Annotated in this window: 22 protein-coding genes; 11 read left to right on the forward strand and 11 right to left on the reverse strand. The window is 72.5% G+C overall.

Going from position 1 to position 23678, the window contains the following annotated elements:
- From VH969_RS24690 to VH969_RS24700, 3 genes are all read right to left on the reverse strand, one after another.
- Window positions 1–883: coiled-coil domain-containing protein (locus VH969_RS24690; protein WP_331978264.1), on the reverse strand; the 883-nt coding region annotated here is incomplete at its 3' end.
- A 35-nt stretch (window positions 884–918) separates the two neighbouring features.
- A complete protein-coding gene (locus tag VH969_RS24695) occupies window positions 919–1896 on the reverse strand; it encodes a glutamate ABC transporter substrate-binding protein (protein WP_331978266.1) in 978 nt (325 codons plus the stop codon).
- Window positions 1893–3224, reverse strand: coding sequence for a GlnX family signal transduction membrane protein (locus VH969_RS24700; RefSeq protein WP_331978268.1), 1332 nt, complete (start codon window positions 3222–3224; stop codon window positions 1893–1895). The genes VH969_RS24695 and VH969_RS24700 overlap by 4 nt, the downstream gene beginning before the upstream one ends.
- Before the next feature lie 210 nt (window positions 3225–3434).
- Here VH969_RS24700 and VH969_RS24705 point away from each other — a divergent pair, with 210 nt between their 5' ends.
- The 4 genes from VH969_RS24705 to VH969_RS24720 are packed head-to-tail and all read left to right on the forward strand — an operon-like array spanning window position 3435 to window position 6551.
- Window positions 3435–3845, forward strand: a complete 411-nt coding sequence (locus VH969_RS24705) for a GntR family transcriptional regulator (protein ID WP_331978270.1) — start codon at window positions 3435–3437, stop codon at window positions 3843–3845.
- Window positions 3842–4720 carry an ABC transporter ATP-binding protein gene (locus VH969_RS24710; RefSeq protein WP_331978273.1) on the forward strand — a complete coding sequence of 293 codons (879 nt, stop codon included), beginning with the start codon at window positions 3842–3844 and terminating at the stop codon, window positions 4718–4720. Before VH969_RS24705 ends, VH969_RS24710 begins: the two co-directional genes overlap by 4 nt.
- 17 nt (window positions 4721–4737) lie before the next feature.
- Entirely contained in the window at window positions 4738–5646 is a 909-nt protein-coding gene (locus VH969_RS24715) for an ABC-2 membrane transporter-related protein (RefSeq protein WP_331978275.1), read from the forward strand.
- Window positions 5646–6551 (forward strand): ABC-2 membrane transporter-related protein, encoded by a 906-nt coding sequence (locus VH969_RS24720; protein ID WP_331978277.1) that lies wholly within the window; start codon window positions 5646–5648, stop codon window positions 6549–6551. The genes VH969_RS24715 and VH969_RS24720 overlap by 1 nt, the downstream gene beginning before the upstream one ends.
- Here VH969_RS24720 and VH969_RS24725 read toward each other — a convergent pair whose 3' ends face one another.
- Window positions 6552–7391, reverse strand: coding sequence for a metallophosphoesterase family protein (locus VH969_RS24725; RefSeq protein WP_331978279.1), 840 nt, complete (start codon window positions 7389–7391; stop codon window positions 6552–6554).
- Between the two features lie 92 nt (window positions 7392–7483).
- Here VH969_RS24725 and VH969_RS24730 point away from each other — a divergent pair, with 92 nt between their 5' ends.
- Window positions 7484–8497 (forward strand): C40 family peptidase, encoded by a 1014-nt coding sequence (locus VH969_RS24730; RefSeq protein WP_331978281.1) that lies wholly within the window; start codon window positions 7484–7486, stop codon window positions 8495–8497.
- Between the two features lie 13 nt (window positions 8498–8510).
- Here VH969_RS24730 and VH969_RS24735 read toward each other — a convergent pair whose 3' ends face one another.
- The 3 genes from VH969_RS24735 to VH969_RS24745 form a co-directional block, all read right to left on the reverse strand.
- Entirely contained in the window at window positions 8511–10376 is a 1866-nt protein-coding gene (locus VH969_RS24735; RefSeq protein ID WP_414638614.1) for a BCCT family transporter, read from the reverse strand.
- Window positions 10377–10432: 56 nt separating this feature from the next.
- Window positions 10433–11695, reverse strand: coding sequence for an MFS transporter (locus VH969_RS24740; protein ID WP_331978284.1), 1263 nt, complete (start codon window positions 11693–11695; stop codon window positions 10433–10435).
- Between the two features lie 67 nt (window positions 11696–11762).
- Entirely contained in the window at window positions 11763–12812 is a 1050-nt protein-coding gene (locus VH969_RS24745; RefSeq protein ID WP_331978286.1) for a questin oxidase family protein, read from the reverse strand.
- A gap of 80 nt (window positions 12813–12892) precedes the next feature.
- Between VH969_RS24745 and pdxR the strand changes: the two genes are divergently transcribed.
- Both pdxR and VH969_RS24755 read left to right on the forward strand, forming a co-directional pair.
- Window positions 12893–14305, forward strand: coding sequence for a MocR-like pyridoxine biosynthesis transcription factor PdxR (pdxR, locus tag VH969_RS24750; RefSeq protein WP_331978288.1), 1413 nt, complete (start codon window positions 12893–12895; stop codon window positions 14303–14305).
- A 13-nt stretch (window positions 14306–14318) separates the two neighbouring features.
- Window positions 14319–15797: an aldehyde dehydrogenase (NADP(+)) gene (locus VH969_RS24755; protein WP_331978290.1), complete on the forward strand. Its 1479-nt coding sequence runs from the start codon at window positions 14319–14321 to the stop codon at window positions 15795–15797.
- Here VH969_RS24755 and VH969_RS24760 read toward each other — a convergent pair.
- Both VH969_RS24760 and VH969_RS24765 read right to left on the reverse strand, forming a co-directional pair.
- A complete protein-coding gene (locus VH969_RS24760; RefSeq protein WP_331978292.1) occupies window positions 15794–17536 on the reverse strand; it encodes a gamma-glutamyltransferase family protein in 1743 nt (580 codons plus the stop codon). The two genes, VH969_RS24755 and VH969_RS24760, sit on opposite strands and share 4 nt — an antisense overlap.
- Window positions 17537–17545: 9 nt before the next feature.
- Window positions 17546–18325 carry an alanyl-tRNA editing protein gene (locus VH969_RS24765; protein WP_331978294.1) on the reverse strand — a complete coding sequence of 260 codons (780 nt, stop codon included), beginning with the start codon at window positions 18323–18325 and terminating at the stop codon, window positions 17546–17548.
- A 65-nt stretch (window positions 18326–18390) separates the two neighbouring features.
- Between VH969_RS24765 and VH969_RS24770 the strand changes: the two genes are divergently transcribed.
- Window positions 18391–18672 carry a metal-sensitive transcriptional regulator gene (locus VH969_RS24770; protein WP_331978296.1) on the forward strand — a complete coding sequence of 94 codons (282 nt, stop codon included), beginning with the start codon at window positions 18391–18393 and terminating at the stop codon, window positions 18670–18672.
- Between the two features lie 266 nt (window positions 18673–18938).
- Here VH969_RS24770 and VH969_RS24775 read toward each other — a convergent pair whose 3' ends face one another.
- Window positions 18939–19565 (reverse strand): alpha-ketoglutarate-dependent dioxygenase AlkB, encoded by a 627-nt coding sequence (locus VH969_RS24775; protein WP_331978298.1) that lies wholly within the window; start codon window positions 19563–19565, stop codon window positions 18939–18941.
- A gap of 100 nt (window positions 19566–19665) precedes the next feature.
- On the opposite strand from VH969_RS24775, the gene VH969_RS24780 reads away from it, so the two are divergent.
- Genes VH969_RS24780 through VH969_RS24790 form a run of 3 tightly spaced genes read left to right on the forward strand, consistent with a single transcriptional unit; the run spans window position 19666 to window position 22536 of the window.
- On the forward strand, window positions 19666–21012 hold the full coding sequence (locus VH969_RS24780; protein ID WP_331978300.1) for an NAD(P)/FAD-dependent oxidoreductase: 1347 nt from the start codon (window positions 19666–19668) through the stop codon (window positions 21010–21012).
- Window positions 20988–21959 carry an LLM class F420-dependent oxidoreductase gene (locus VH969_RS24785; protein ID WP_331978302.1) on the forward strand — a complete coding sequence of 324 codons (972 nt, stop codon included), beginning with the start codon at window positions 20988–20990 and terminating at the stop codon, window positions 21957–21959. Before VH969_RS24780 ends, VH969_RS24785 begins: the two co-directional genes overlap by 25 nt.
- 10 nt (window positions 21960–21969) lie before the next feature.
- Window positions 21970–22536, forward strand: coding sequence for a GNAT family N-acetyltransferase (locus VH969_RS24790; protein ID WP_331978304.1), 567 nt, complete (start codon window positions 21970–21972; stop codon window positions 22534–22536).
- Here the strand turns inward: VH969_RS24790 and VH969_RS24795 are convergent.
- On the reverse strand, window positions 22520–23668 hold the full coding sequence (locus VH969_RS24795; RefSeq protein WP_331978306.1) for an L-talarate/galactarate dehydratase: 1149 nt from the start codon (window positions 23666–23668) through the stop codon (window positions 22520–22522). The genes VH969_RS24790 and VH969_RS24795 overlap by 17 nt on opposite strands.
- Window positions 23669–23678: the final 10 nt, after the last annotated feature.

Raw genomic sequence — 23678 nt, forward strand, 5'->3', positions numbered from 1 at the left:
GGACGAGGGCGTCGATTCGCGACCGCAGCCCGATCGAGCCCTCGGCGGCCGGCTCGGGCAGCCCCGGGTTCGCGATCTTCTCGACGACGGCCGCGTACGTCTGCCGCGCGGTCATCTCGGTGGCCTCGACGTCCGACAGCCTCTCCTGGAGCGCGGCCAGCCTGCCGTCGAACGAGTCGCGCAGCCTGGCGAGCTCGGCGAGGCGGGTACGCAGCTCGCCGAGCCGCGTCGACAGCGCCGGCAGCGGGTCGGTCTTCGCGGCCGTGAGCACGTCGGTCACCACGAGCTCGCGGGCCGAATCGAGCTCGCGCCGCAGCCGGTTCACCGACTCCGCCACGGCCTTGTCGGCCGGGGCCACCGACTCGGCGAGCACCGACACCTCATGAAGCTCGCGTTCGAGCGGTTCGAGCCGGCCGATCGCCGCCGACCACGCGGACTCGGCGGTCGCCAGGACGTCCGTGACCGAGGCGAACGTCTTGCGCATCCGGCTCAGCAGCTCGTCGAGCGTGATCCGCTGGATGGTCTGCGACGGGCCGGTGAGCCCGCGCCGCTCGATCGGGACCTCCTCGGAGTCCAGCTCGACGACGGGCTCGGTGAGCAGCCGGGTGAGCTCGGCTAGCTCGTCGTCGCCGGGACGCGACCGGCGCGCCCGCACCTCCCGCGCCTTGTCGACCATCCCGCGGTAGGCGGCGAACTGTTCCCACAGTGTGGCCATGGCGACGCTCGTCTCGGCCCAGCGCTGCGCGGTCCGGCCGGACAGCGTCGCGCCGCGCAGGAGCTGGTGGCCGGCATGAGAGTCCATGTCGACGAGCGAGGTGGCGATCCGATCGCTGTCCGTACCGAGCCGGTCCAGCGCGCGGTCGACCTCTTCCCTGCTCAACACCGCGGTGCCCACTTCTCCGGTATACCCATCGGCGCTCAGTCCCGGTAGAGCACCGGCGGTAGCGCCGGAGCCGCGCCGAGCAGTTCGCGAAGCGAGTCGTCGTAGATCTTCGTCCAGGTGCCGTCGGTGCGCATCTTCTCGAGCACGGCGTTCACGAACCGCACGAAGTCCTCGTGGCCGTCGGGCATCGCCATGCCGTACGGCTCGTCGTCGATCGAGCCGCCGACGACCTCGGTGAACGGGTCCTGCGCGGCGAGCCCGGCCAGGATCGTGTCGTCGGTGGAGATCGCGTCGACCTGGTTCTGCTGCAGCATCACCAGGCAGTCGGTCCAGTCCGACACCTGCACGGGGACCGGCTTGGACTCCGCGGACGCGATGTTGGCGAGCGAGGTGGAGCCTTCCGTGGCGCACACCCGCTTGCCGCCGAGCGCCTCGATGCCGGCGATCTTGGCTTTCTTCTTCGCCAGCACCCGCTGGTGAGCGAGGTAGTACACGGACGAGAAGTCGACGTCCTTGAGCCGCTCGCAGTTGATCGTCATGGTGCGGATCACGATGTCGACCTGGCCCGACTTGAGCGCGGGGATGCGCTGGCTGGAGGTCAGCACGCGCAGCTGCAGCGCCTTCGGCGTGCCGAAGATCGCCGTGGTGATCTGCTTGGCCATCTCGATGTCGAAGCCCTTGATGGCGCCGTCCGCCGGGTCGCGGTAGCCGAAGCCGAGCGTGTTCTGGTCGACACCGACGACGAGCTTGCCCTTCGCGCGGATGTCGGCCATCGTCGAGCCGGCCGGCAGCGCGTTCGGGGCGGGCAGCGGGCCTGGGCGCAGGCTCTTGGTGGGGTCGACACAGCTGGGCGCCTCCGGTGCCTCCGGTGGGCTGGTCAGCACCTCCGCCCCGGCCGGGAGCGGCGGCTCGGCCTTCGCCCGGCTCCCGGAGACGGCCACGTCCGAGCCGCAGCCGCTGACGATGAGCAGTGCCACGCCGAGAAGCCCGGCCAGTAGGTTCCGGCGGTTCATCGGTACTCCTTGAGCCGCTGCCAGATGCCGACCACCGAGCCGGCGGCCATGATCGCGGCCAGCAGGATCACCCCGAGAACGGTCCCGGTGACCGCGTTGCTCGCCTGCGACACCTCGTCGGTGAACCGCTGCTGGGTGAGCGCCAGCGCCTTCTGCAGCTCCGAGTCGACCTGGTCGAACCGGGCCGCGGCGCCGTTCTCACCGTCGACGATCGTGAGGTCGACGGCGTGCGGGTAGTCGCCGCCGTCGTCGGCCGACCGGATGTCCTTGTGCACCGCGCGCCACTCGTCCCAGGCGGACCGGGCCGTGTCGACGTGGCCGCGCACCTCGTCGTTGATCGCGCCCTCGCGCGCGTCGCCGAGCAGATCGGTCAGCCGGTCGGCGACCTTGCCGTAGTCCTCCTCGTAGGCCGCGCCGCTGCCGCGCGCGACGAGCGTCAGCGTCTCGTCCGAACGGGCCGTCAGCGTCGCGATCCGTGCCTGGGCCAGCTGGTCCACGTCCTGCGAGCCGAACTCCCGGCTCTGGTCCACGTTGGCCGCGACCCCGAGCGTCGCGATGACCACCCACAGCAGCGAGACGAGCGCCGCGCCCGTGGCCACCAGCAGCCCGACGTTGAACACCCGGTTCGTCCGCCGCCGCACGAAGATCTGCGCGACCACCAGCACCGCCAGCCCGACCAGGCCCAGGAAGACCTCGAGCCACGGGAAGCCGCCCGCGCTGTCCTGGTCGTCGGACACCTGCACGGTCTCCGCCTGGTACAGCTGTTCGGCGGCCGGCAGGAGCTCGGTACGCATGAGGTTCGACGCCTCACGCTGGTAGGCCGCGCCGACCGGCAGGCCCTGGTGGTTGTCGGCCCGCGCGGTCTCCACGAGTCCGGTGTAGACGGACAGCTTCGCGGACAGGGTGGCGAGCGGGCTGTCCTGCGCCGTGACGTCGGCGGGCTCCCGGGCGGCGACGGCGATCGCGAGTGCGGACTCGGCCTGCGCGATGTCGTTCTCGTAGCGGGCGCGCTGGTCGGCCGGCTCCTCGCCGCCGGCCAGGAACACGCTCGTGGCGGTGGCGTCCGCGTCCGACAGCGAGCGGTAGATGTCCTGCGCGGCCACGCTGAGCGGACCGCTGCTCGTGGTGAGGTCGTCCAGCGCGGTGGCGCGGGTCTGCACGCCGATCGCGGTGAGCACGCCGACGAGCACGCTGACCAGGACCAGCCCCACGGCCAGGATCGTCAGGACGCCCGGTGTCGTCCGGGCCAGCTCGCCGACTTCGGTGAACCGGCCCCTCGGTCTCGGCGGTTCCGGCGCGGCGGGCCGGGTGATCGCGGGGGCACTCACGGCAGGCCCGCACGTGGCTGAATGGCGATGGACACGGCGCACCTTTCCGAACGGCCTCGACCGGGCCGTACCTTCCCCCGACGGTGATCGCCAGCCTAGTCGGCGCCGTCGTCACCCTGCGTGCCTTTTGGCGCGAAAGACCCACCCGCTTGACAACGGTTGGCACACGATCCACTATTTCACTACTTCATTAGTGAAAGGGTGTTGGAGTTGATCGACTTCAGACTTGATCGAAGCTCCGGCGTCGCGACGTACCTGCAGCTCGTCCACCAGGTCAAACACGCGCTACGGCTGGGCGTGCTGCGGCCGGGGGACCGGCTGCCGACCGCGAAGGAGGTTGTCGACCAGTTGGCGATCAACCCGAACACGGTGCTCAAGGCCTACCGCGAGCTCGAGAGGGAGGGGCTTGTGGCGGGCCGGCCGGGGCTCGGCACGTTCGTGCAGCGCTCACTCGGCGGCGCGTCGGTCACCGACCGCGCGCGGCTGCGGGACGCGCTCGCCGAGTGGGTGCACGAGGCCCGGTCGGCCGGGCTGGACCCGGAGGACGTGGAGGCCTTGTTCGCGTCCGTGGTTCTGGACTCGTTTCGCATGAGGAATGTCTCAGGGGAGGGCACGGCATGACGGCGCTGACCGCGACCGGGCTGGGGAAGAGGTATCGGCGTAGCTGGGCGCTGCGGGACTGCTCGCTGGCCGTGCCCGCCGGGCGGGTCGTGGCCCTGGTCGGCCCGAACGGGGCGGGCAAGACCACGTTGCTGCACCTGGCGGTCGGGCTGCTCCGGCCGACCACGGGCAGCGTGTCCGTGCTCGGCATGCCCGCGGGCGAGGCGCTCTCGCGGGTGGCGGTCCTGGCGCAGGACAAGCCGCTGTACGACGGGTTCACGGTGGCCGAGATGCTTCGCTTCGGCCGTCGGCTGAACCCGCGGTGGGATCACGAGCTGGCGGCCAAGCGGATCGAGGAGCTGAAAATCCCGCTGAACCGCAAGGTGGGCAAGCTCTCCGGCGGCCAGCAGACCCAGGTCGCGCTGACCGTGGTGCTCGCGAAGCGGCCGGAGCTGCTGCTGCTCGACGAGCCGCTGGCCAACCTCGACCCGCTGGCCCGGCACGACGTCATGCGCGGACTGATGTCCGCGGTGGCCGACACGGGCATGACGGTGCTGCTGTCCTCGCACGTGGTGTCGGACCTGGAGAACACCTGCGACTACCTCGTCGTGCTGAACGGCGGCCGGGTGCAGGTGAGCGGTGACATCGAGGAGCTGCTCGCCGGGCACCGGCTGCTGACCGGGCCCGCGGACCTCGCCGACGGCGTAGCCGCCCGGCTGACCACAGTGGACGACACGCGCACCGACCGGCAGGCGACCATGCTCATCCGCGGCGAGCCGGACGCGCTCGATCCGCGGTGGACGGCCCGCGGGGTCGGCCTCGAGGAGCTCGTGCTCGCCTACCTGCGCCGGCCCGACTCGTCGACCCTGCCCCGGCCCGCGCTGGCCTCCGCCTGACCGTCCTGAGGAGACTCATGTTCTGGCTCACCGTCCGGCAGTACCGGATGCAGCTGATCGTCACCGCCGCGGTCCTCGCCGCGATCGGCGTGGTGCTGCTCGTGCACTCGATCACGACGAGGAACGCCATGGCCGGGCTGTCCGGTGATGCGCTGGACCAGGTGGTCGGCGACCGGGTGGCGCTGATGCACTCGCTCGTCACCTGGCTGCCCGCCGCGCCCGCGCTGGTCGGGCTGTTCTGGGGCGCGCCGCTCGTGGCGCGCGAGATCGAGAACGGCACGCACCTGCTGGCGTGGACGCAGTCGGTCCCACGCCGTCGCTGGCTCGCGGTGAAGGTCGCCGTGCTCGCCGGCGCGGTCACCCTGTGCGGCCTCGCCCTCGGGGCGATCGTGACGGGCTGGGTCGGCACGTTCGAGGGGACGCCATTCGCGTACAAGTTCAGCGACTACGGCATCTTCGCCGTCTCGGGGGTCGCCGCCGCCGGCTGGTGGCTGTTCGCGTTCATGCTCGGCACCGCGGCGGGCGCGCTGACCCGCAAGCTGCTGCCCGCGCTGGTCGTCACGCTCGCGGTGTTCTTCGTGGCCGTGTTCGTCCTGTTCCAGCTCCGGGAGAACTACGCGGAGCCCGAGCGGATCGTGGCGCCCGCGGCGCAGGCGGCCACGGCGCAGGACGCCGACGCCATGCCGGTGGAGAGCAACTGGGTCGGTCCGGACGGCAAGGAGATCGCCGGCGCGGTCGAGGGCTGCGACGGGGACGCCTCGACGTACCTGGCGTGCGTGCAGGGCAAGGGGTACAAGGGCGTGACCTACGTCCAGCCGCCCGACCGGTACTGGCGGTTCCAGTGGACGGAGGCGGGCATCCTCGCCGCCGCCGCGGTGCTGCTCGGCGGCGTGGCGTACCAGCGGGTCAGCCGGAGGGCGCTCTGATGGTCTGGCTCACCGTCCGGCAGCACCGGATGCAGCTCGTCGTGACGTCCGGGCTCCTGGTGGCCTTCGGCGTGCTCCTGCTGGTGAACGCGCTCGTCACCCGGCACGCGATCGCCGGGCTGTCCGGCGAGGCGCTCGACGAGGTGCTCCCCGACCGCGTCTACGGCCTGCGCCTGCTGGTCACGTTCCTGCCCGCGGCGTCGGCGCTGGTCGGGCTGTTCTGGGGCGCGCCCCTGCTGGCGCGGGAGGTGGAGCGCGGCACGCACGTGCTGGCGTGGACCCAGTCGGTGTCGCGGTCGCGGTGGTTCTCGCGCAAGCTCGCGGTGCTCGCCGTAGCGGTGACCCTGTGCGGGCTGGCCGTCGGCGCGATGGTCGACGCCTGGCTGGACACGTTCGCCGGCACGCCGTACGCCGACCGGTTCGCCAACTACGGGGTGTTCGCCGGCTCGGGGGTCGCGGCGGCGGGGTGGTGGCTGTTCGGGTTCACGCTCGGCGTCGCCGCGGGCGCCCTGCTGCGCCGCCTGTTGCCGGCGATGGCCGCGACGCTGGCGGTGTTCGTCCTGGCGCTGCTCGTAGTGTTCGCACTCCGCGAGCACTACGCGACACCGGTACGCGTCGTGATCTCCGTCGGTCAGGTGACTCCCCGCGCCGTCGAGGAGGGCATGGTCGTGGCGAGCGGCTGCCTCGACGCCGCCGGCACGGAGACCGCCCTCAGCGCGTCGCCCGCATACCTGAGCTCGGCGGTGACCCCGCCGGCCTGCCCGACCGGATCGCGCGAGGTCACCTACTACCAGCCGGCCGGGCGGTACTGGCGGTTCCAGTGGACCGAGGCCGGCATCCTGCTCGTCGGTGCCTCGCTGTCGGCCGGCGTCGCCTACCAGCGGGTCGCGCGGCGTGCGCTCTGATCAGCGGAGCGCGCGCTCCGGGCCCGGCGGAAGGATGCGGTGGGGGAGGCCGTGCGGGCGCTTGCGCGGCTGCCACTCCCGCGGGTAGCCGAGCGAGACCTCGTCGAAGCGGACGCCGTCGTACTCGGTGGTGCGCGGGATGTGCAGGTGGCCGTAGACCATGGCCGCGGCGTCGAAGCGGACGTGCCAGTCGGCCGTCGCCTCGGTGCCACACCACTGGGCGAACTCGGGGTAGCGCAGCACCCGGGTCGGCTGGCGGACCAGCGGGTAGTGGTTCACCAGCACGGTCGGCGTGGTGACCTCCGCGAGCCGCTTCTCGGTCAGCGCCACCCGTGCCCGGCACCAGTCGTCGCGGGTCGGGTACGGGTCGGGGTGCAGCAAGTACTCGTCGGTGCACACCACGCCCGTCTCGTGCGCGTAGGCGAGCGCCTCCTCCTTGGTGGCGCAGCCGTCCGGCCGGAACGTGTAGTCGTACAGGAGGAACAGCGGCGCGATCGTCACCGTCCCGGCCGGCCCCGTCCACTGGGGGTACGGATCCTCCGGGGTGAGGACGTCGAGCCGGCGGGCCATCGCCACGAGCGCCTCGTACCGCTCGACCCCGCGCAGCGTCACGGGGTCGTCGGTCGGGGTCCACAGCTCGTGGTTGCCTGGCGCCCAGATGACCTTGGCGAACCGTTCGCGCAGCACGCCGAGCGCCCACGCGACGCTCGCGAACCGCTCGGCCACGTCACCCGCGACCAGCAGCCAGTCCGACTCGTCGACCGGGCGCAGGGCCTGCACCACCTCGCGGTTCTCCCGGTAGGAGACGTGCAGGTCACTGACCGCGTAGAGAGCACTCACGACGTCCGACCCTAACGGTCGCGTTATCTGCGCACGCCTACCGTCGTGCTGAACAATGGGCGGGACGGGGTTCGGTTGGGGAGGGAGCAGGGGTGCGCGGACCGATCGCCTCGTTGGCCGGCGTCGTGGCGCTGGCCGCGACGCTGCTGGTGGCGCCGGGTCCGGCGGCCGCGCAGCCGACCACGGTCGCGGGTCTGCTCGCGCACTACTACGACCTCAGCCGCGAGGCGGAGCGCGTCAACGAGGACCTGCTGGTGCTCCAGGACCGGGTGGCCGCGCAGCGGCGGGCGGCGGCCACCGCCACCCGGGCCGCCGACGACGCCACTGCCGAGGCCGACGCCGCGCGGGGCAGGGTGAACGCCGCCCAGGACCTCGACGAGGTCGCCGCCGCGCTCGCGTCCCACAGCGGGCTCGACGCGCTGTCGGCGTTCGCCACGAGCACGAGCCCCGAAGACCTGCTCAGTAGGCTCGACGCGGCGAACCTCGCCCAGCGGCTGTCCGGCCCGCGCGAGGTGCCCGACACCGCGCTCACGGAGGCCGAGGCGGCGGAGGACAAGGCGTCCGCCGCGTCCGCGACCGCGTCGGCGGCGTCCGCGAAGGCCGCCAAGGGCGAGGCCGACCTGCGTGACCGGCGGGCAGATCTCGACCGGCAGATCGCCGAGGTGCGCAAGGCGCTCGACAACCTGACCCCGGACCAGCGGGCGCTGCTGTCCGGCAGCGACGACTACGGCGGCGACGTGGTCGTCCCTGCCGGCAACATCGGCGGCATCATCGAGTTCCTGATGTCGCAGCGGGGCAAGCCGTACCTGTGGGGCGCGGTCGGACCGGACTCGTACGACTGCTCGGGCCTGGTGCAGACCGCGTTCCGGCGCGCGGGCGTGACGCTGCCCCGGGTCTCCCGCCAGCAGGCGACGGTCGGCCTGCGGGTGTCCCGCCAAGAGATCAAGCCCGGCGACCTGATCTTCTACTACCGCCCGGTCCACCACGTGGCCATCGCCGTGGACAACACCCGCGCGGTGCACGCCCCGAGCATCGGCGAGACCGTGAAGGTGAGCGCCATCGACTCGATCGGCCCGATCACGATCATCCGCCGGGTCCTCGGCTGACCGTACGGCGACCTCAGTGGTGGCGGCCGAGGTGCATGCGCCTGCGCAGGTGGTGCTCGCCGTCGGAGTCCATGTCGGAGTCCATCGTCTCGCGGAGTGTACGTAGCATCTCGTTCTCGCGCAGTACCAAGGGATCCGTGCGCAGGTCGCGCCACAGCGACCAGCACAGGCCGATCATCACCACGGCGAACGGAGCCGCCACGATGATGGTCAGGTTCTGCAACCCGGTCAGCGCATTGGCCCCGCCGTTTCCGGCGAGCAGCATCACGATGGCCACGCCACCCATCAGCACGCCCCAGAAGATGACCACGCCGCGCTGCGGGTGCACCGAGCCGCCCTGCGACAGCGTCCCCATGACGATCGACGCCGCGTCCGCGCCCGAGACGAAGAAGATCGCCACCAGGATGATCACCAGCACGGCGGCCAGTGTGGACAGTGGCAGGTGTTCCAGGAACGCGAACGTCATCGCCTGCGGGTTGCCGTCCGTGTTGTACACCCACGCGTTCGGGTCGTACGCGGTCGCCAAGCTCCCGTCCGCGTTCAGCCGGGCAAGCTCCGGCGCCGTCAGGTGCTGTGCCGCGAGCGCCTCGCGCTGCTGCTGGATCGCCGCGCCACCGAAGATCGCGAACCAGAACAGGCTCACCACGCTCGGCACCAGGATCACGCCGGCCACGAACTGCCGGATCGAGCGCCCGCGGCTGATGCGCGCGATGAACATGCCGACGAACGGCGTCCACGAGATCCACCACGCCCAGTAGAAGATCGTCCAGCCCCCGAGCCAGGTCTGCATCGCCTCGCCGCCCGTGGCGCCGGTGCGCCCGGACATCTCCGCGAACTCACGCAGGTAGTCGCCGATCGCGCCGGGCACCAGGTTCAGGATCAGCACGGTCGGGCCGACCACCAGGACGAAGAACGCGAGCACGGCCGCGAGCACCATGTTGATGTTCGACAGCCACTGGATGCCCTTCGCCACGCCGGACACGGCCGACGCCACGAACGCGACGGTCAGCACCGCGATGACCATCACGAGGAGCAGCGTGCCCGCCTCGCCGACCCAGCCGACGTACCGCATGCCTTCGCCCACCTGCAGCGCGCCGAGACCCAGCGACGCGGCCGAGCCGAACAGGGTGGCGAAGATCGCCATGATGTCGATGGCCTTGCCGAGCGGACCGGACGAGCGCCGCTCGCCCAAAAGGGGCGCGAACACCGAGCTGAACAGCTGCCTGCGGCCGCGCCGGAACGTGCTGTACGCGATCGCGAGGCCGACCACCGCGTAGATCGCCCACGGGTGCACGGTCCAGTGGAACAGCGTCGTGGCCATCGCCGTGTGCACGGCCGCGTCCGACGCCGGCAGCGCGGTGCCGGGCGGCGGGCTCATCAGGTGCGTGACCGGCTCGGCCACGCCGAAGAACATCAGGCCGATGCCCATGCCCGCGCTGAACATCATCGCGATCCACGACACCGTGCGGAACTCCGGCTTCTCCTTGTCCGCGCCCAGCGGGATCCGGCCGTACCGGCTGATCGACAGGCCGATCGCGAACAGCACGAATCCACTTGCGACGAGCACGAAGGCCCAGCCGCCATAGGGAATGATGCCGTCGTTGAGGATGCTGCCCGCCACCGAGATCAACGAGTCGGTGCCGAGCACGCCCCACGCCAGGAAGACCACGGTCAGGGCCGCGGCCACCCCGAACACCACCTTGTCGGTGACCGGTGGCCGATCCGCCGCGGCGACGAGCGATTCCCCTGACGTCGCAACGACTCTGGCCCCGCCGGGCCCGGACTCCTCCGGGGTGTGGACCGGCTCCTGCGATGCCGACCCGGTCGCCGACCCGGTCGCCGTCTCCTCGGCCGTCTCCTTCGTCCTGTCGTCCGCCACGACGCCTCCCTCCGACTCAGGCTCATGGTTGTGCGGAGCCTAAACCGTTGGTCAACTCAGGTGAGCGGCGTTGTTGCGCAATGCGCATCCGCGGGTTTTCCGTTACGCAAAAGAGTTCTCGTGCGAGCGACCCGCACCGCCGGTACCATCGCAACCCCCGCGGCGAGGAACACGAGGCCGAGCAGCAGCCAGCCCGCGGTGCCCCAGCCGATGATCAACGAGGTCACGAGCAGCGGGCCGAGCATGCGGGCGACCGTGAAGCCGGATCCGAAGAAACCCTGGTACTGCCCGTGCTTCCCGGGCGGCGCGAGGTCGAAGCTGATCTCCCACGAGCCGCTCGCCTGCATCATCTCGGCGAGCGACTGCAGGCCCGCCGCCAGCAGCAGGACCGCGACCGCGAGCGCCGCCGAGTCACCCGCGGCGGATGTGGCGAACACCGCGCAGGCAACGAGTAGCACGACACCGGCCGCACGCACCTGTCGGGCCGCGGTGACGAGATCGCGCACCCGGCGCGCCACGCGCACCTGGAAGAACACGATCGACATCGTGTTCAGCACCAGCAGCGCCGCCACCGTCCAGCTGGGCGCGTGCGTACGCTGGACGATCCACAGTGGAATGCCGAGCGTGATGAGCGGGATGTGCAGCTGTAGCAACATGTTCAGCACCGCGATGATCGCGTACGGCCGGTCGCGCAGCACCGCGAGCGCCGGCTCGCCGATTGGTCCGCGCGGCTCGGGCGCGACCGCCGGCAGTCGCAACAGGACGAGCGCGGAGACGCCGAGGCTCACCGCGTCCAGCGCGAACACGGTCAGGTATGCGGCCGCCGTGCCGGCCTGCAGGGCGAGCGCACCGAACGCGGCGCCGATCGCGATGCCGCCGTTGATCGCCGACTGGAGCACCGCACGCACCCGCGTCCGGTCGGCCGCGGCCACGAGCCCCGCCAGCAGCGCCTGCCGGGCCGCGGTGAGCCCGCACTGGCCGGCGCCGTAGAGGCTCGCCACCGCCACGAACGGTACGAACGAGCGGACGAACAGGAACGCCACGAGCGAGAGCGCTGTGCCGGCCGCGAGCAGCATCGCCACACCGCGCGGCCCGCGCCGGTCGGCGAGGTGGCCGAGCGGCACACCGGCGAGGAAGCCGACCGCCCACCCGGCCGTGAGTCCGAAGCCGACCTGGGTCGGGCTGAGGCCCACGACCCGCGTGAAGTACAGCGCCGAGCAGACGAGATAACCGCCGAGCCCGATCGAGTCGGTGAGCTGGGCGACCGACAGCACGCGCGCGGGGCCGGGGTCCGGCAGAAGTCTTCCGATGGCTCGCATGGGACGAACCTATGACCGATATTGGCTCCGCGTAAGAACCAATTCCACCTGCGGACCGTTGGGCCAATCAGTTGTCGATCAGCGTCCCGGCACGAACGCAGGCGGCGAGCGCGTCCGGGTCGCCGGTCCGCTGGTAGGACTCGGTCGCGGTGTCGGTGAACTTGATGACGTGCTCGTCCCCGTGCGCGACCGCCCGGTCGACCAGCTCGGTTGCCGGGTCCTCGCCGGTGGGTGCGTCGGGCAGCTCCTCGCGCGGCGCCGACCGGCCGGGCGCGAACGTCGCGGTGATCGCCGCGCTCGCGGCCCACGCGGCGGTCAGGCTGTCCGCCCACATCTCCCGGGGCAGCGCGGGCAACGTGTGCAGGACAGCGTTCGGTGCGGTCGCGGTGTGCACAAGGATCACCGGGCTTGTGTGGCCGTAGCCGAGGTATCCCACGGCCGCCGCGTCCACGAGCTCGGCGAGCCGGTCGCGCGCGTCGTCCGGGTCGGCCGGCGCGCGTAGCGCGGTGAGCGACGCCGGCCATGCGGGCAGCTCGCCGAGCTGCGCGAACCGGCTCGCCACGTTGCCCTGCTGGCTGGCGATCCGCGGCAGGCGGCCGAACGCCTCCCGTGCGTCGAGGGAGCCGGCCGGCGCCTCTACGCCCGGCACGTACGTCGCGCGTGCGGCCCAGAACGCCAGGCCGTGCGCCAGCTCGGTCACCGTGTCCGCGTCCTCGTCGCCCGCCAGCAGCGCGCGGACCGCGTGGCTCGTGCGGATCACGCCGTGCGTGGTGCCCGCGGCGATGGCGGGCAGCAGCCGGGGCCACCACAGCTCGAGCATGTCGCGCCACGGTCGCTCGGCGGCCTGCCGGGTCAGGTAGGCGGTCCAGTCGGCGACGCGGCCGGCGTCGCCCATCGCCTCGCGCCAGGTGTCGTCGGTGATCGGGTCGGTCGCGGGCGGCAGGTCGTCCAGCCGCGCGAGGTAGCCGTCGACCCACGGATGCACGTCCTCCTCGTGCCCGCGCCGGACCAGGACCTCGACCGCCATCGGCCCGTGGTTGGTCAGCGAGTTCTCGTTCCACTCCGGTCCGGCGTGGTGCAGCCGCTGGTACGCCTCGGCAAGGATCCCGTTGCTCACGAGACGAACCTACGACCCAAATTGGCCGGGCCACAGTGCCAATGTGCCCGAAACGTGCTGGGCCAATGTAGGGTTCGCCGGTGGACTTCCACGTCAGCCTCGCCGGGCGCGGCGACCTGTCCGCACGGATCTACCGGCAGCTGCACGAGGCGATCATCGAGGGCCGGCTCGGACCGGGGGAGCGGCTGCCGCCGACCCGCGAGCTGGCGGCGAGCCTGTCGGTCTCCCGCAACACGGTGGCGGTCGCCTACGAGCGGCTCACGGCCGAGGGCTTCCTGGTCGGCCGGGTCGGCGCGGGCACGTTCGTGTGCGCCAACCCGCCGTCCCACCCGCCGGCCACGGACCGGCCGGGCGGCGAGATCCCGGTCCGTCCGGTGTGGCGCGCGCTCGCCGCGGACCCGTCGCCTGCCCGCCCGGTGCTGTTCGACTTCCAGGTCGGCGTGCCGGACGCGCACGGGTTCCCGATGGCCGCGTGGCGCCGGCTGGTCGCCCGCGAGCTCCGCGACGTCGGGGTGCGCGCGTCGGGCTACGTCGACCCGGCCGGGCACGAGGGGCTGCGGGCCGCGATCGCCCGGCACATCGGGCTGTCCCGCTCGGTGCGCGCCGGTGCGGACGAAGTGGTGGTCACGCACGGCGCGCAGCAGGCACTGGACCTCGCCGGCCGGGTCCTGGTCGAGCCGGGCGCGTGCGTCGCGGTCGAGGAACCGGGCTACCCGCCCGTGCGCGAGCTGTTCACCTCGCTCGGCGCGAAGGTCGCCGGCGTGCCGGTGGACGGCGAAGGCCTGGTGGTGGCCGCGATCCCGCACGCGGCGAGCCTCGTGTACGTGACACCGTCGCACCAGTTCCCGCTCGGCACGGCGATGTCGCTGGATCGCCGCAGCGCGCTGCTGTCCTGGGCGCACGAGCGTGGTGCGGTCGTCATCGAGGACGACTACGACAGCGAGTTCCGCTTCTCCGACCGACCGCTCGAACCTCTGCACAGCCTGGACCGGGGCCGCCGGGTGATCTACGTCGGCTCGTTCGCCAAGACCATGCTGCCCATGCTGCGGTTGGGCTTTCTCGTGCCGCCCCCGTCGCTGCGGCCGGCGATCCGGGCGGCCAAGCGCCTGTCCGACCGGCAGGGCGAGGTCACCACGCAGGGTGCGATGGCGGCGTTCCTCACCGAGGGGCTGTTCGCCCGGCACGTGCGCCGGTCCACCCGCCGGTACGCGGCCCGCCACGAGCGGATCACGACGATCCTGCGCCGCGACTTCGCCCACCGGCTCGACATCGTGCCCTCGACCGCCGGCCTGCACCTGGCCGCCTACCTGCGCGAACCGGCCGACGTCGGCGCGATCGTCCGCCGGGCCGCCGACGCGGGCGTGGTGGTCGAGGACCTGCGCACCTACTACGGCGACGGGCCGGGGGAGCCGGGACTCGCGCTCGGCTACGGCGGCATCGAGCTGGACCAGATCGAACCCGGGCTTCGACGGTTGGCAGCCTGCTGGGCGTGATATACCCCCGGACATGACGACCCTCCAGGACGGGACCTCCACCGAGCAGGAGCTGGCCGACGTGCTGGGCGCCGCCGACGCGGCCGCCGCCGAGCTGCGCTCGCTGCCCGGCGCCGCGCGCGCCGCGGCGCTGCGCCGCGCGGCCGACGCGATGGACGCCGCGGCCGGCGACCTGGTGCCCCTCGCGCACCAGGAGACCAGCCTGCCGGTCCGCCCGCGGCTGGCCGGCGAGCTCGGCCGCACCACGTTCCAGCTGCGGCTGCTGGCCGAGGTCGTCGAGGAGGGCAGCTACCTCGAGGTCACGCTCGACTCGCCCGACCCGGACTGGCCGGCCGGCGGGCGCCCCGACGTGCGGCGGATGCTGCGCCCGGTCGGGCCCGTGCTCAACTTCGCGGCCAGCAACTTCCCGTTCGCGTTCAGCGTGGCCGGCGGCGACACCGCGGCCGCGCTCGCGGCCGGTTGCCCCGTGGTCGTGAAGGCGAACCCCGGCCATCCCGCGGTGTCCGCGCTGACCGGCTCGCTCGTCGCCGACGCGCTCACCGCCGCCGGCCTGCCCGCCGGGTCGCTCGCGGTCGTGTACGGCGAGGAGATCGGGCGCGCGGCACTCGTCGACCCGCGGATCAGGGCCGGCACGTTCACCGGCTCGCCTGCGGGCGGGCGCGCCCTGTTCGACATCGCGAGCTCGCGGCCGGACCCGATCCCGTTCTACGCGGAGATGGGCAGCGTGAACCCGGCCTTCGTCACCCCGCCCGCGGCCGCGAGCCGGGCCACGGAGATCGCCGACGGGTACCTCGGCTCGTTCACGCTGGGCACGGGCCAGTTCTGCACGAAGCCGGGCCTGCTGTTCGTGCCGGCCGGTGCGGCGGAGACGTTCGAGTCCCACCTCGTGTCCGAGCTCGCGTCGCGGCCCGCCACCCGTCTGCTGAACGACCGCATCGCGGGCGGCTACGAGCGGCGGCTGGCGGCGCTGACCGCCCACCCGGCGGTGACCGTGCTGCACGCCGGAGCGTCCGGTGTGGACGGTTCGGCACCGACACTGCTCGGCGTCTCGGCGGCGGACCTGCTTGCCCACCACGAAGAGCTGGCCGCGGAGTGCTTCGGCCCGACGTCCATCGTGGTCCGCTACGCGTCCGACGACGAGGCGCTCGCGTGTGCCCGGTCGTTCACCGGCGAGCTGAGCGCCACGGTCCAGGGCGAGGGCGACGACCCGCTCGCCGCCGAGCTGGTGGCCGAGCTGTCCACGCGCGCGGGCCGCGTGCTGTGGAACGGCTGGCCGACGGGGATCGCGGTCACGTACGCGATGCACCACGGCGGGCCGTTCCCCGCGACGACGTCGGCGTTGCACACGTCGGTCGGCACGACGTCGCTGCGCCGGTTCCTCCAGCCGGTGACGTACCAGAACATGCCGCAGAGCCTGCTGCCGGAACCGCTGCGGGACGGCAACCCGCTCGGCGTTCCCCGCCGGGTCGACGGGGTGCTCACGACCCGTTAACGGCCGACGGCGTAGCCCTGCATGCCGCGTGCGTTGGCGGCCGCCCGTAGCTGGCCGGTCGCCAGGTCCCGCGACACCGCGGACAGCCGCCCGAGCGACCAGGGCTCCACGACCGTCACCTCGTGGCCGCGCCGCGCGAGCTCCTCCCGCACGTATCCGTCTACTCTGGACTCCACGACGAGCTCCGCGCCCGTGGCGCGCGGGTAGAACGACGAGGCGAACGCCGTCGTGTGCCAGGCGGGGGCGTCGATCGCCTCCTGCAGGTTCATGCCGTGGCCGGCGTGGTTGAGCAGGAAGCCCAGCTGCCACTGGTCCTGCTGGTCGCCACCGGGCGTGCCGAACGAGAGGACCCGGCCGTCGCGGGTCGCGAGCGAGGGGGACAGCGTCGTGCGCGGCCGCTTGCCGGGCGCGAGCGAGTTCGGCAGGCCCTCCTCGAGCCAGAACATCTGCGCGCGCGTACCCAGGCAGAACCCCAGCGACCCCACCACCGGCGAGCTCTGCAGCCAGCCACCGGACGGCGTCGCCGAGACGATGTTGCCCCACCGGTCGGCGACGTCGATGTGGCAGGTGTCGCCGCGCGTGGTGCCCATCGGGGACAGCGTCGGCTCCCCGATGCCGAGGCCGCTCACCGCGACCTCGCCGCCCTCGGTGACGAACCTCGGCAGCCGGCCCGTGCCCGGGCGCAGCACCGGACCGGCCTCGCGGGTCACGAGCGCCGCCCGCTCGGCCGCGTACGAGGCGGACAGCAGGTGGTCGAGCGGCACGTCGGTGTCGCCGTAGCAGGCGTCGCGGTCGGCGAAGGCCAGCTTCGCGACCTCGGTCATCCGGTGGATCAGCTCGGCGCTGCCCGGTGGCGGCAGCTCGCCCAGCTCCTGGAGCAGTGCCAGCTGCTGCAGCAGGACCGGCCCCTGGCTCCACGGCCCGGCCTTGTACACGGTCCAGCCGAGCGCCGCCATGCTCACCGGCCGCTCGTAGGTCGGTCGCCAGGCGGCCAGGTCGGCGCCGGTGAGCAGGCCACGGTGCGGCACGCCGGAGTCGTCGAGGACCTCGCTGCGGCAGAACGCGTCGAGCTCCTCGGCGACGAAGCCCTCGTACCAGGCGCGGATCGCGGCGTCGAGCTGCGCCTCCCGGTCCGCGCCAGCCGCCTCGGCCTCGGCGACGAGGCGCCGGTAGGTCGCGGCGAGCGCCGGGAGACGGACCAGCTCGCCCGGCCTCGTCACCGGCAGCCATTGGCTCGCCGAGGTGGGCCAGTACGTGCGGAACAGGTTCTCGACCGTCTGGATGGTCAACACGACGGCCTCGGCGACCGGGTGGCCGTGCTCGGCGTATCCGATGGCGTACCGCAGGACGTCGCGCAGCGGCATGGTGCCGTGGTCGCGCAGCAGCGTGAGCCAGGCGCCGACCGCGCCGGGCACGGTCGCGGCCAGCAAACCGGTGCCGGGCACGAGATCCAGGCCCTGGTCGCGGAACCGCTCGACGGTCGCCGCGGCCGGCGCCACGCCTTGTCCACACAGGACTTGCGGCTCGGGGTCGGCGGCGGTGGCGAAGATGGCGGGCACCTCGCCACCCGGGCCGTTCATGTGCGGCTCGGTAACGTGCAGGGTGAACCCGGCGGCCGCGGCGGCGTCGAACGCGTTGCCGCCGTGCTCGAGCACCGCCATCCCGGCGGCCGACGCGAGCCAGTGCGTCGAGGCCACCATGCCGAAAGTTCCGGAGAGCTCGGGGCGGGTGGTGAACACCCGACCACGCTACCTCGCGGTGGGAGGGCGCACCTCCAGCCGGATGCGCTTGTTGCCCTTGCCCTTGGACTCCGTGCCGGTCACGGCCACCGAGCCGACCTCGGCCGTGCTGAGCACGTGCGTGCCGCCGTCGGCCTGCTTGTCGAGCCCGACGATGTCGATGACGCGCAGCGGGTCGATCTCGGCCGGTATCAGGTTCGCCGACGTGCGGATCAGCGCCGGGTCGGAGTCGGCGACGTCGCGGCCGAGGAAGGTCACCACGATCTCGCGGGCGGCGGCGATCTCGTCGTTGATCCGCGCCTCGACACGCTGGCCGAGCTCGGCGGACATGCTCTCCAGCGGGAAGTCCAGCCGGCCCTTGCCGGGGTCCATGTTGCCGCCGGTGACGGGGATCCGGAACTCGGTCCAGATGACCCCGCAGAGGATGTGCAGCGCGGTGTGGGTGCGCATGAGCAGGTGCCGGCGGTCCCAGTCGAGCTCGCCGAACACGTCGGTGCCGGTGTCGGGTGGCTCGGGCGTGTCGAGCCAGTGCCAGATCCGGCCACCGTCGCGCTTGACCTTGGTGACCGCGGCGGTGCCGGCGCCCCAGCGCAGCGTCCCGAGGTCGTGCGGCTGGCCGCCGCCACCCGGGTAGAACGCGGTCCGCGCCAGCGCGACGCGTCCCTGCTCGCGGTCGACCGCCTCGACAGCGCTGTCGAACTCGCGCCGGTACGCGTCGGTGGCGAACAGCTCGGTGCCCGCTTGCCCCGGCGGCGGTGCGGCGGGGGTCTTGTTGCCCGGAACGGCCATGACGTCTTACCCCCCTCGGGTATACTGAGTGGTCGGGCACGGCAACGGCGGAAAGGTTACTCGGCATGCGGGGCTACACCAGCGACAAGGACAGCTACCTGAAGCGTCTGCGCCGCATCGAGGGTCAGATCCGCGGACTGCAGCGGATGGTGGAGAACGACGAGTACTGCATCGACGTGCTCACCCAGATCTCCGCGGCGACGAAGGCGCTGCAGGCGGTCTCCCTCGGCCTGATGGACGAACACCTGCGGCACTGCGTGGCGGCTGCGCTGGCCGATGGCGGCAAGGACGCGGACGAAAAGGTCCGCGAGGCGAGCGACGCGATCGCAAGGCTGGTCCGCTCCTGACTGATGTGATTCCGCCTGCGCCCGTAGTGGTGCGCCGACTCGCGCAGGCGGGCGATCAGCTCGACGGCCTCTCTCGGCCCGACGGCAAGGCGCGGTGTCGACGAAGGCACGGTGCACCCCGGCGGCTGAGACCGGGCGGGCGCCCCGCCCTGCGTTCCCTGCACGGGACCGCAACCCCGCAAACGAACCGGCCACCAAGCCAAGCTATCCGGCCCGGACCACCCCGGCCCCTGGACCGGCCCGGAAACACCCCGACAGGACCGAACTCAACGAACCCCGCGAGGCCGGAACTGGATGCTGATCCGCGGCCCGACCGCCTTGGCCGTCTTCGGCACCGCGTGCTCCCAGGTCCGCTGGCAGGACCCGCCCATCACGATCAAGTCCCCCAGCCCCAACGGATAGCGCAGGACCTCGCCACCCCCGCGGGGCCGGAGTAACAACGGCCGCGGCGCGCCCACCGAGACGATCGCGACCATGGTGTCCTCCGTGCTGCCCCGGCCGATGCGGTCGCCGTGCCAGGCCACCGAGTCGCGGCCGTCGCGGTAGTAGCACAGGCCGGCGGTGCGGAAGGGCTCGCCGAGCTCCTCCGCGTAGTACGTCGTCAGGGCGTCGCGGGCGGCGGGCAGCACCAAGTCGGGGAGTGGGTCCTCCTCGTCGTAGAAGCACAGCAACCGTGGCACGTCCACGACCCGGTCGTACATCTGGCGGCGCTCCTCGCGCCACGGGACGTCCCGGGACAACCGCTCGAACAGCCTGCCGGAGCCGGTCAGCCAGCCCCGGCGGACGTCGAGCCACGCGCCGTCACCGAGCTCGGTCCGCGTCGTCGCGGAGAGCGAGCGCAGCCCGACGTCCTCGAGATCGTCGAGGAGGGAACCCTGCACAGCACCGGACATGCCTCCACCATACCTCGCCAAATCGAACACGCGAGCGATTGTCCCCGAACGTGTGAGATGCCGGACGATTCGGAGCGCCGCGGTCGGGTACGTGAGGGCAATGACCATCACCGACACGGGCCGGCGGCGACCCAGGATCGTCGTCGTGGGGACCGGCTTCGCCGGCTTCCACTGCCTGCGCACGCTGCAACGACGCCTCCCCGACGCCGAGCTCGTCGCGGTCAACCCCGCCGACTACATGCTCTACGTGCCGCTGCTGCCCGAGGTCGCCGGCGGCACGCTCGAGCCGCGCCGGGTGGCGGTGCCGCTGCGCACGGAGCTCCGGGGCACCCGGACCGTGCTCGGCCACGTCACCGGCATCGACCTGACCCGCAAGTGCGTGACGGCCGTGGACGTCGAGGGCCGACGCCGGGACATCGAGTGGGACCGCCTCGTCATCGCGTCCGGCAGCGTCACCCGGCTGCTGTCGATCCCCGGCGTCGCCGAGCACGCGAAGGGGTTCAAAACCATCGCCGAGAGCATCTACCTCCGCGACCACGTCCTGCGCCAGATCGACCTCGCCGAGCTCGCAAGCAACCTCCGCGAGCGCACCGAACGCACCACGTTCGTCGTCGTCGGCGCCGGCTACACGGGGACCGAGCTCGCCGCCCAGGGCAAGGAGCTCACCCGCCAGGCCAAGCGCGATGCGCGCTGGGTCCTCCTCGACATGGCCGACCGCGTGCTGCCCAACCTCAGCCCGCGCCTGTCCGGGCCGGCCAAGAGAGTCCTCGAGAAGCGGGGCGTCGAGGTCCGGCTCGGCCAGAGCGTCAGCGAGGTCACCGACACCTGCGTCCGGCTCACCGACGGCACCGAGATCCCCACGCGCACGGTCGTCTGGTGCGTCGGCGTGCGGCCGGACCCGCTCGTCGAGCCGCTCGAGCTGCCCACCACGCAGGGCCGGCTGAACACCGACGAGTTCCTGACCGTGCCCAGTCACCCGGACGTGTTCGCCGCGGGCGACGTCGCCGCGGTGCCCGACCTGACCCGGCCGGGGGAGATCACGCCGATGACCGCGCAGCACGCGCAGCGGCAGGGCCGGGTCGCCGGCATCAACGTCGCGGCGTCGCTCGGGGCCGGCGAACGCAAGCGGTACAAGCACAAGGACCTCGGCTTCGTGGTCGACCTCGCGGGCACCCAGGCGGTCGCCGACCCGCTGCACGTGCCGCTGCGCGGATGGCCCGCCAAGGTCGTCACCCGCGGGTATCACCTGGCGGCCATGCCGGCCAACCGCCTTCGGGTCGCGTTCGACTGGATCGCCGACCTGCTGACCAGGCGCCAGGTGGTCCACTTCGGACTCGTGCCGGCCGAGGGCGTCAGCCTCGCCGACGCGGACCGCGCGCGTGGGCAGGACAACGAACACGAGAAGACGGGAGGGCAGGCCCGATGGTCGAGTTCGGCTACACGCTGATGACCGAGCAGGCGGGACCCCGGGAGCTGGTGCGCTTCGCCGCCGAGGCGGAACGGGCGGGGTTCGCGTTCGAGGTGATGAGCGATCACTACTCGCCCTGGCTGGAGGAGCAGGGGCACTCGCCCAACGCGTGGAGCGTCCTCGGGGCGGTCACGCAGGCGACCGAGCGGGTCGGGCTGATGACCTACGTGACCTGCCCGATCATGCGCTACCACCCGGCCGTCGTCGCCCAGCAGGCGGCGACCGTGCAGTTGCTGTCGCACAACAGGTTCACGCTCGGCCTCGGCGCGGGGGAGAACCTCAACGAGCACGTCGTCGGCCGGGGCTGGCCGCCGGCGAACGTCCGGCACGAGATGCTCGCCGAGGCCTTGCAGATCATCGGCGGGCTGTTCGACGGTGGCTACGTCAACTACGCGGGCGACCACTACCGCGTCGACTCGGCGAAGCTGTGGGACCTGCCGGACGTGCGGGTGCCGATCGCGACGGCGGTGTCCGGCGAGCAGTCGGTGGGGCTCTTCGCGCCGATGTCCGACGCGATGATCGCCGTCGAGCCCAAACCGGAACTGGTGCAGCAGTGGGACTCCATCCGGCACGCGGAGTCGCCGAAGATCGCGCAGCTGCCGGTGTGCTGGGATCCCGACCGGAGCGCCGCCGTGCGCCGCGCGCACGAGCAGTTCCGGTGGTTCGCGGGCGGCTGGAAGGTCAACGCCGAGCTGCCCGGCCCGCCGGCGTTCGCCGCGGCGACCAGCTTCGTCAGCGAGGACGACGTCGCGCAGAACATCCCGTGCGGGCCGGATGTCGGCCCGATCGTGGCGGCCGCGAAACCCTTCTGGGAGGCCGGTTTCACGCACCTCGCGCTCGTCCAGATCGGCGGCGACCACCAGGACGGCTTCTTCGAGTTCGCCCGGGACCGGCTGCTGCCCGCGCTGAACGAGGCGGCCAACTAGAGTCCGGGGTGTGCTGCTGCGGACCGACCGGTTGCTGCTCCGCCCGTTCGAGCTCCGCGACGCCGACGACGTGTGGGCGTACCGGCGCCTCCCCGAGGTCGTGCGGCACATGCTCGTCGAGGCTCGCGACCGCGACGGCGCGGCTGTGGGGGTCCGGCGCATGATGGCCGAGACCGAGATCGGTCCGGACGGCGGCGTCGTCACGTTCGCGGTCGTCCTGCCCGAGCGCGACACCGTGATCGGCGAGGTGTCGCTCGTCGTGCGCAGCGCCGTGCACCGCTGCGGCGAGATCGGCTACGTGTTCCACCCCGACCACCAGGGCAAAGGCCTTGCCAGCGAGGCATCGAACGAGCTGCTGCGGCTCGGTTTCGAAGACCTGGGACTGCGCCGCGTCTACGGGATGTGCTCCGCACAAAACGCCGCGTCCGCCCGGCTGATGGAGCGGCTCGGCATGCGCCGCGAGGCACACTTCATCGGCAGCCGGTGGGCCAAGGGGACGTGGCGCGACGAGCTGGTCTACGCGATCCTGGCCGACGAGTGGCGGCTCAGGCGGTCTCGGCTCAGGCGGTCTCGGTGAACTCGATGTGATCGGTGGTCCACGCGACCGCCTTCTGGCTCACGGTCAGCCCGAGGCCGGGGCGGTCCGGCACGAGCACGCGGCCGGATCGGACCTCGACCCGCTCGTTGAACAGCGGCTCCAGCCAGTCGACGTGCTCGATCCAGGTGCTGCGCGGGTACGCGGCTGCCAGGTGGAGGTGGACCTCCGTCGCGAAGTGCGGGGCCAGGCCCAGTCCTTTGTGGTCGGCCAGTGCGGCGATGCGCAGGAACGGCGTGATGCCCCCGACCCGCGGCGCGTCCGGCTGCACGACGTCGCTCGCGCCGGCCTCGATCAGCTGCGCGTGCTCGGTCACGCTGGTCAGCATCTCGCCGGTGGCGATCGGCGTGTCGAGTGCCGCGGCCAGCGCGGCGTGCCCCACCGCGTCGTGCGCGTCCAGCGGCTCCTCGATCCAGACCAGGTTGAACCGCTCGAGCGCGCGGCACATCCGGTGCGCGGTCGGCCGGTCCCACTGCTGGCTCGCGTCGACCATCAGCGGCACCCCGTCGCCGAGCCGCTCGCGCAGCACGCGCAGCCGCTCGAGGTCGGCCGCGAGATCCGGCTGCGACAGCCGCAGCTTGATGCCCCCCGCACCGGCGGACAGCGCGCGCTGGGCGGTCTCGACCACCTCCGGTAAGGGCGTGGACGGCACCCCGGCGTAGCAGTGCACCGCGTCCCGGTACGCACCCAGCAGCTTCGCGAGCGGCAGCCCGGCCCGGCGCGCCTTCAGGTCCCACAACGCGATGTCGACAGCTGCGATCGCCTGCGCGGCGAGCCCGCCGCGACCGACCGACGCGCCTGCCCAGGCGAGGTCCTCCCAGATCCGGCCGGTGTCGTTGGGGTCCTGGCCGAGCAGTTGCGGCGCCAGCTCCTTGGCATGTGCGTAGAGCGCAGGCCCGCCGGCGCGCTTGGCATAGCTGAAGCCGAGCCCACGGCAGCCGTCGACGGTGCCGATCTCGGCGAACAGGAACGCGACCTCGGTCAGCGGCTGCGACCGGCCCGGGTGGGCCTTGGTGTCGCTGACCGGCGCGGCGAGCGGCAGGAAGACCAGGGAGAGCCGGACCCGGTCGATGCGATCTCCGCTGGGCGCGGTCGGGGCGGCGGCTTCGGGCACGCGGATATCT

The sequence above is a fragment of the Actinophytocola sp. genome (assembly GCF_036555685.1).
Lineage (GTDB): Bacteria > Actinomycetota > Actinomycetes > Mycobacteriales > Pseudonocardiaceae > Actinophytocola.

What these genes read in the sequence shown, in the direction of transcription:
- VH969_RS24695 (WP_331978266.1), bottom strand. Translation starts at nt 1,896, where the DNA reads ATGAACCGCCGGAACCTACTGGCCGGGCTTCTCGGCGTGGCACTGCTC.
- VH969_RS24710 (WP_331978273.1), top strand. Translation starts at nt 3,842, where the DNA reads ATGACGGCGCTGACCGCGACCGGGCTGGGGAAGAGGTATCGGCGTAGC.
- VH969_RS24715 (WP_331978275.1), top strand. Translation starts at nt 4,738, where the DNA reads ATGTTCTGGCTCACCGTCCGGCAGTACCGGATGCAGCTGATCGTCACC.
- VH969_RS24720 (WP_331978277.1), top strand. Translation starts at nt 5,646, where the DNA reads ATGGTCTGGCTCACCGTCCGGCAGCACCGGATGCAGCTCGTCGTGACG.
- VH969_RS24740 (WP_331978284.1), bottom strand. Translation starts at nt 11,695, where the DNA reads ATGCGAGCCATCGGAAGACTTCTGCCGGACCCCGGCCCCGCGCGCGTG.
- VH969_RS24755 (WP_331978290.1), top strand. Translation starts at nt 14,319, where the DNA reads ATGACGACCCTCCAGGACGGGACCTCCACCGAGCAGGAGCTGGCCGAC.
- VH969_RS24765 (WP_331978294.1), bottom strand. Translation starts at nt 18,325, where the DNA reads ATGGCCGTTCCGGGCAACAAGACCCCCGCCGCACCGCCGCCGGGGCAA.
- VH969_RS24770 (WP_331978296.1), top strand. Translation starts at nt 18,391, where the DNA reads ATGCGGGGCTACACCAGCGACAAGGACAGCTACCTGAAGCGTCTGCGC.
- VH969_RS24775 (WP_331978298.1), bottom strand. Translation starts at nt 19,565, where the DNA reads ATGTCCGGTGCTGTGCAGGGTTCCCTCCTCGACGATCTCGAGGACGTC.
- VH969_RS24780 (WP_331978300.1), top strand. Translation starts at nt 19,666, where the DNA reads ATGACCATCACCGACACGGGCCGGCGGCGACCCAGGATCGTCGTCGTG.
- VH969_RS24785 (WP_331978302.1), top strand. Translation starts at nt 20,988, where the DNA reads ATGGTCGAGTTCGGCTACACGCTGATGACCGAGCAGGCGGGACCCCGG.